Origin of the sequence: uncultured Citricoccus sp. (assembly GCF_937871995.1) — a bacterium.
Classification (GTDB): Bacteria; Actinomycetota; Actinomycetes; order Actinomycetales; family Micrococcaceae; genus Citricoccus.
Genome location: NZ_CALMQR010000142.1, coordinates 1 through 5,562, shown reverse-complemented (window position 1 = coordinate 5,562; position 5,562 = coordinate 1). Strand labels below are relative to the sequence as shown.

Genomic DNA, 5,562 nt, shown 5'->3' with positions numbered 1-5,562 from the left:
GCCAACATGGTGCGCCTGGCCCGGGGAGCGAGCCTGCTGCTGCACGAGGCCATCAACCTGGACATCCTGCAGGCGCAGTACACGGACGCCGAGATGATGCAGGCCACCATGGACCACCATCGCCGCGCCCACACCACGGCGGCCGAGGCCGGCAGCATCGCCGCCGTGGCCGGCGTCGGGCACCTGGCACTCCACCACCTCGTCCCCAGCTACTCGCCGCCCGAGGCCTGGGACGAGGCCCGCACCACGTTCGACGGCCCCCTCAGCATCCCCGAGGATCTCGACGTCATCCCCTTCGGCGGCACCGGCGACACCCCGTCGCTGCAGGCCGCCGGCACTCCTACGCTCAGCCTCTGACAGGAACCGAGGACATCCCATGACGACTCCACCACCCACCCCGGCGACGCCGGCGGGCACCTACCACGCCTCTCCGCGGGACATGCGCAGGATCCTCTTCTCGAGCTTCCTGGGCACCGCCGTGGAGTACTACGACTTCATCCTCTACGCCACGGCGGCGGGGATCGTCTTCAACCAGGTGTTCTTCTCCGGTCTCGATCCCGCTGCGGCACTCTTCGTCTCCTTCGGCACCCTCGCCGCCGGCTACGTCGCCCGTCCGCTCGGAGGCCTCCTGTTCGGCCACCTGGGTGACCGCATCGGACGCAAGGCCATCCTGATCGGCACGGTCCTGATCATGGGCATCGCCTCCACCCTCATCGGCCTGCTGCCCACCTCCGAGCAGATAGGCGTCTGGGCGCCGATCCTGCTGGTGTCCCTGCGCCTGGCCCAGGGCATCGCCGTCGGCGGGGAGTGGGGCGGGGCGATGCTGCTGGCCTTCGAGAACTCCAAGAAGGAGTCCCGCGGGTTCGCCGCGTCCTTCGCCTACATGGGCGCCCCCGCCGGCACGATCGTCGGCACGCTGATGCTCTCGCTGATGTCCATGCTGCCGCAGGACCAGTTCCTCAACTGGGGCTGGCGCGTGCCGTTCATCCTGTCGGCCGTGCTGATGGGCCTGGCGATCTTCATCCGCATGAAGGTCTCCGAGTCCCGCGTCTTCCAGGAGCTCTCCACGGCCGTGGAGGCCAAGAAGCGCCCCGTCCCCGCCGCGGAACTGTTCCGCGAGCACCCCAAGTCCCTGCTGATCGCCATCGGCTCGGGCCTGTCCGGACAGATGGCCCAGGGCCTGATGGGTGCGTGGGCCATCTCCTTCGCGGTCCAGCAGGCCGTGCTGGCCCAGACCGAGGTGCTCAACATCAAGGCCCTCGGCGGCGTGGCCACCATCCTGATGATCATCATCGCCTCCCGGCTCTCCGACCGCCTGGGCCGGCGCAAGGTGCTCATCTGGGGCAACCTGGCCGCCATCGCGCTCGCCTTCCCGGTGATGTCCCTGTTGGAAATGGGATCCACCGTGGCCTTCATGCTGGCGATCTTCCTGGGCCTGTCCGTGATCCAGGGCTTCACCTCGGGGCCGTACGGCGCCTTCGTCGGCGAGCTGTTCCCCACCTCGGTGCGCTACTCCGGCACCTCGATCGGCTACCAGCTGGCCTCCACGCTGGGTGCCGGTTTCACCCCGATGATCGCCACGGCCCTGGTCATGGCCGGCGGCGGATCCCTGTGGCTGGTGGCCTGCCTGTGGATGGCCTTCTCGGCCATGAGCCTGGTGTCCTTGCTGGCGGCCCGTGACCGCTCGACGGAGGACATCCAGGAACTGGACGGGACCACCGCCGCCGGCTCGGAGATCACCGCTCCTGCCGTCGCGCCGGCCGAGGACACCGCGGTCCGTTCCTGAACCCCGGTTCCCCGGCCGGAGGCGCTGGCGCCGGCCGGGGACACGACGACGGCGGCGGCACCCCTGGGGTGCCGCCGCCGTCATGTCAGCGGAGCGCGGTGGGCTAGGTGGCCCGGACGGTCAGCGTCCCACGGGGGCGTCCCGGACCGCGTCGTCGTCCTCGGACGCGAGGTCCGCACTCATCTCATCCAGGGCGGGATCGTGGTGCCCGCCCTGGTCCAGGTACTCCTGGGAGGACTCGAACTCCGGGGTGTCGAAGGTCTCGCCGGCCAGGGGATCACCGGCGGTGTCCGCGAGCTCGGCGGCGCCCGTCTGCGGGTTGACGGTGATCTCGCTGGGCCGCACCCGGCGGTAGGAGATGATGTGCTTGTCCGGCTCGTCCCCGGGGGTCGGCACCACGGTGGCCAGGCCGCTGAGGGACATCGACGCCCCGCCCAGGCCGCGGAACACCTCCCGGCCATAACGGTGCGGCTTGGCCGCGTCCACGGCGGCCGCCCCCAGCTGCTCGACGGCCTCGTCCCGCCGGGGCGCTCCCGCCGGTGCCGCACCCGCAGGGGCGACCGCGCCGGCCGTCCTCAGGGTCTGGGCCGCCGCCTCGCCCTCCGGCAGGATGACCTCGATGTGCTGCGGCATGGACAGCGTCTCGTGCCGGAAGGCCCGCAGCAGCGAGATGCACGCGATCACCAGGATCACCGAGAACGGTGCCGCCGTGGACACGGCCAGCGTCTGCAGGGCCGTCATGGCCACGTCGCCGCCGGCCACGAGCAGGGCCGCCGCGGCCACGCCCACCAGGACGGACCAGAACACGCGCGTCACCACCGGGGTGGACGTCGCCCCGCCGTGGGCCATCATGTCGATCACCAGGGATCCCGAATCGGAGGAGGTGACGAAGAAGAAGATCACCACGACCATGGCCAGGATGCCCAGGAACATGCCGGCCGGGAAGTGCTCGAACAGCTGGAACAGGGCGGTGGTGCTGTTCACCGTCTGCTCACCGGTCTCCGCGTCCGCCACCGTGATCTCCCGGCCCGTCTGCTGGTACAGGATGCCGGTGTTGCCGAAGATCGTGAACCACACCAGGCTGACCAGGGTGGGGGCCAGCAGGACGCCCACGACGAACTCGCGAATGGTGCGTCCGCGCGAGATACGCGCGATGAACATGCCCACGAAGGGCGCCCACGACGTCCACCAGCCCCAGTAGGCGATGGTCCAGATGCCCTCCCAGTTGTCCTCGGAGAACGGCCCGACGTGCAGGGCGGTCTGCGGCAGCTGGCTCAGGTACTGGCCCAGGTTCTCGGGGATGGACTGCAGCAGGAAGATCGTCGGGCCCAGGGCGAACACGAGCAGCGCCAGGACGGCGGCCAGGGACATGTTGAAGTTGGACAGCCACTTGAGGCCCTTGTGCACGCCGGAGACCACGGACCACGTGGCGATGAGGGTCACCACGGCGATCAGCCCGATGACCAGCGCCGGGGAGCGCTCCATCCAGCCGTAGAACTCGATCCCGTCGACCACCTGGCTGACGCCGAAACCGAAGGAGGTGGCCACACCGAACAGCGTCCCGACGATCGCGATGACGTCGATGGCGTGGCCGATCCAGCCCTCCACGCGCTGGCGGCCGATCAGCGGCTCCAGCAGCCACCGCACGGACATCGGGCGGCCGCGGCGGAACGACATGTACGCCAGCCCCAGGCCGACGACGGCGTAGATCCCCCAGGGGTGCAGACCCCACTGGAGCATCATCAGGCCCACGGACTCGCGGGCGGCGTCCGAGGACAGCGGCTCGTTCCCGAAGGCTCCGGGCGGCGCCACGTAGTTCCACAGCGGCTCGGCCACGCCGAAGAACACCAGGCCGATGCCCATGCCGGCGCTGAACAGCATGAGGAACCAGGACAGCAGGCCGAACTCGGGACGTTCGTCGTCCCGGCCCAGCCGGATGCGTCCCACCTTGGAGATCGCGCAGTACAGCACGAACACCAGGAAGGCGTTCACGGCGATGACGTACCACCAGCCGACGCCGCTCGTGATGGCCTCGTTGAGCTCGGTGGTGGCCTCGGTGAGGGCGTCACCGGCCACATTGGCGAAGACGATCGAGGCCACGACGAGGCCGATGATGATCACCGCCGCGGGGATGAAGACCGGCTTGAGGATCTTCGCACGGGGCGGCGGCGGAGTACCGGCGCTCGAGTCGTCGGACAGTGTGTGGGGTGGCCCGGAAACGGGGGAGGACATGTATCGCCTTTCGGGGCGGGACGGACGGATCAGGGACTCGGTGAGGCTAACAGGCCTGCTCGGTCACCATCCGGGCACCGTGATCCGGCCCACGCCGGCCCTCCGTTGGACTATGTCCCCAGCGCCTCCTCGATCGCCCCGCGCATCCTGGCCGGCGCCGTCGTGGGGGCGAAGCGCTCGATCACGCGGCCGTCCCGGCCGATGAGGAACTTCGTGAAGTTCCACTTGATCGCATCGCCCAGCAGACCGGACGTCTCCTGGCGCAGCCAGGCGAACGCCGGATGGGAGCCGGAGCCGTTGACCTCGACCTTGCCGAACATGGGGAACTCCACGCCGTAGTTCAGCTGGCAGAACTCGCCGGCCTCGGCGTCGGTGCCCGGTTCCTGGTGGGCGAACTGGTTGCACGGGAAGCCCAGCACCACGAGCCCGCGGTCCCTGTACTCCGCGTAGAGCTCCTGGAGACCCTCGAACTGAGGGGTCAGGCCGCACTTGCTCGCCGTGTTGACCACCACGGCCACCTGGCCGGTGTATGCGGACAGCGGCTGTTCGGCACCCGCGGCGGTGCGGGCCGTGAAGTCGTGCAGGGTGCTCATCAGTCCTGCACCACCGTGACGTGGACGTCGATGTTGCCCCGGGTGGCATTGGAGTACGGGCAGACCTGGTGGGCCGCATCGGCCAGTTCCTGGGCCTCGTCCTGCGGGAGCCCGGGGATGACCACCTCGAGGGTCACCTCGAGGCCGAACCCGCCGGCGTCGTTGGGGCCGATGCCCACCCGGGCACCCACGCTGGACTCGCCGAGATCCTTCCTGGCCTGGCGGGCGACCATCTGCAGGGCGGAGTGGAAGCAGGCCGCATAGCCGGCGGCGAACAGCTGCTCGGGGTTCGCACCGTTACCGGTGCCACCCATCTCCTTCGGCACGGCCAGGTCCAGGCTCAGGGTGCCGTCGGCGGTCCGGGTGTGGCCGTCGCGGCCGCCGCCGGTGGCCAGGGCCTCTGCGGTGTAGATCGTCTTCATGGGATCTCCTTCGGTGGATGGATAGGGGGTGGATCGGGAATGGGCGCGGATCGCCCGGGGACGGACGCCGTTCGCGCGGGCGGAGGGCCCTCAGGCTCCGGCGCTCACGAAGCGCCGGGACAGGTCCCGCAGCGCCAGGAGTTCCGCGGGAGCCAGCGTGACCGCCTCCAGCAGGCACCGCTGGACGTCCGCCGCCCGCTCGCGCAGGGCATCACCGGCGGGCGTCAGGCTGACGAGCACCCGGCGGGAGTCGACGTCGGCGCGCTCGCGGGCGATGAACCCGTGGGCCTCCAGCCGGCGCAGCAGGGGCGAGAGCGTGCCGCTGTCCAGGTGCAGGCGCTCGCCCAGGGACGTGACGGTCAGCCCGTCCTGCTCCCAGAGCACGAGCAGCACGAGGTACTGCGGGTAGGTCAGGCCCAGCTCGTCCAGCAGGGGGCGGTAGGCCTGCTGGGCGGCCCGGGCCGCGGAGTACAGGGCGAAGCAGACCTGGTCCTCGAGGTGCAGGTTCGGTGCCGTGGCGGAGCTCATG

Annotated in this window: 5 protein-coding genes and 1 pseudogene; 2 read left to right on the top strand and 4 right to left on the bottom strand. The window is 70.2% G+C overall.

The features are described 5' to 3' along the window. Positions 1–357: pseudogene (locus Q0283_RS16595) on the top strand (MBL fold metallo-hydrolase); the annotation flags it as partial. A gap of 19 nt (positions 358–376) precedes the next feature. Further along, positions 377–1,786 carry an MFS transporter gene (locus Q0283_RS16590; protein WP_183528658.1) on the top strand — a complete coding sequence of 470 codons (1,410 nt, stop codon included), beginning with the start codon at positions 377–379 and terminating at the stop codon, positions 1,784–1,786. A gap of 120 nt (positions 1,787–1,906) precedes the next feature. On the opposite strand, the gene Q0283_RS16585 is transcribed toward Q0283_RS16590, so the two are convergent. From Q0283_RS16585 to Q0283_RS16570, 4 genes are all read right to left on the bottom strand, one after another. Beyond that, positions 1,907–4,018, bottom strand: coding sequence for a BCCT family transporter (locus tag Q0283_RS16585; RefSeq protein ID WP_298045690.1), 2,112 nt, complete (start codon positions 4,016–4,018; stop codon positions 1,907–1,909). A gap of 110 nt (positions 4,019–4,128) precedes the next feature. Continuing rightward, the gene (locus Q0283_RS16580; protein ID WP_183528654.1) at positions 4,129–4,611 is read right to left on the bottom strand and encodes a glutathione peroxidase; all 483 of its coding nucleotides are present in this window, start codon (positions 4,609–4,611) and stop codon (positions 4,129–4,131) included. Next, positions 4,611–5,033 (bottom strand): organic hydroperoxide resistance protein, encoded by a 423-nt coding sequence (locus tag Q0283_RS16575; RefSeq protein WP_183528652.1) that lies wholly within the window; start codon positions 5,031–5,033, stop codon positions 4,611–4,613. The genes Q0283_RS16580 and Q0283_RS16575 overlap by 1 nt, the downstream gene beginning before the upstream one ends. 90 nt (positions 5,034–5,123) lie before the next feature. Beyond that, positions 5,124–5,561: a MarR family winged helix-turn-helix transcriptional regulator gene (locus tag Q0283_RS16570; RefSeq protein ID WP_183528650.1), complete on the bottom strand. Its 438-nt coding sequence runs from the start codon at positions 5,559–5,561 to the stop codon at positions 5,124–5,126. Position 5,562 lies beyond the last annotated feature (1 nt).

Excerpts from the sequence above, each read along its gene's own strand:
- Q0283_RS16590 (WP_183528658.1), top strand. The coding sequence starts at position 377 with ATGACGACTCCACCACCCACCCCGGCGACGCCGGCGGGCACCTACCAC.
- Q0283_RS16585 (WP_298045690.1), bottom strand. The coding sequence starts at position 4,018 with ATGTCCTCCCCCGTTTCCGGGCCACCCCACACACTGTCCGACGACTCG.
- Q0283_RS16580 (WP_183528654.1), bottom strand. The coding sequence starts at position 4,611 with ATGAGCACCCTGCACGACTTCACGGCCCGCACCGCCGCGGGTGCCGAA.
- Q0283_RS16575 (WP_183528652.1), bottom strand. The coding sequence starts at position 5,033 with ATGAAGACGATCTACACCGCAGAGGCCCTGGCCACCGGCGGCGGCCGC.
- Q0283_RS16570 (WP_183528650.1), bottom strand. The coding sequence starts at position 5,561 with ATGAGCTCCGCCACGGCACCGAACCTGCACCTCGAGGACCAGGTCTGC.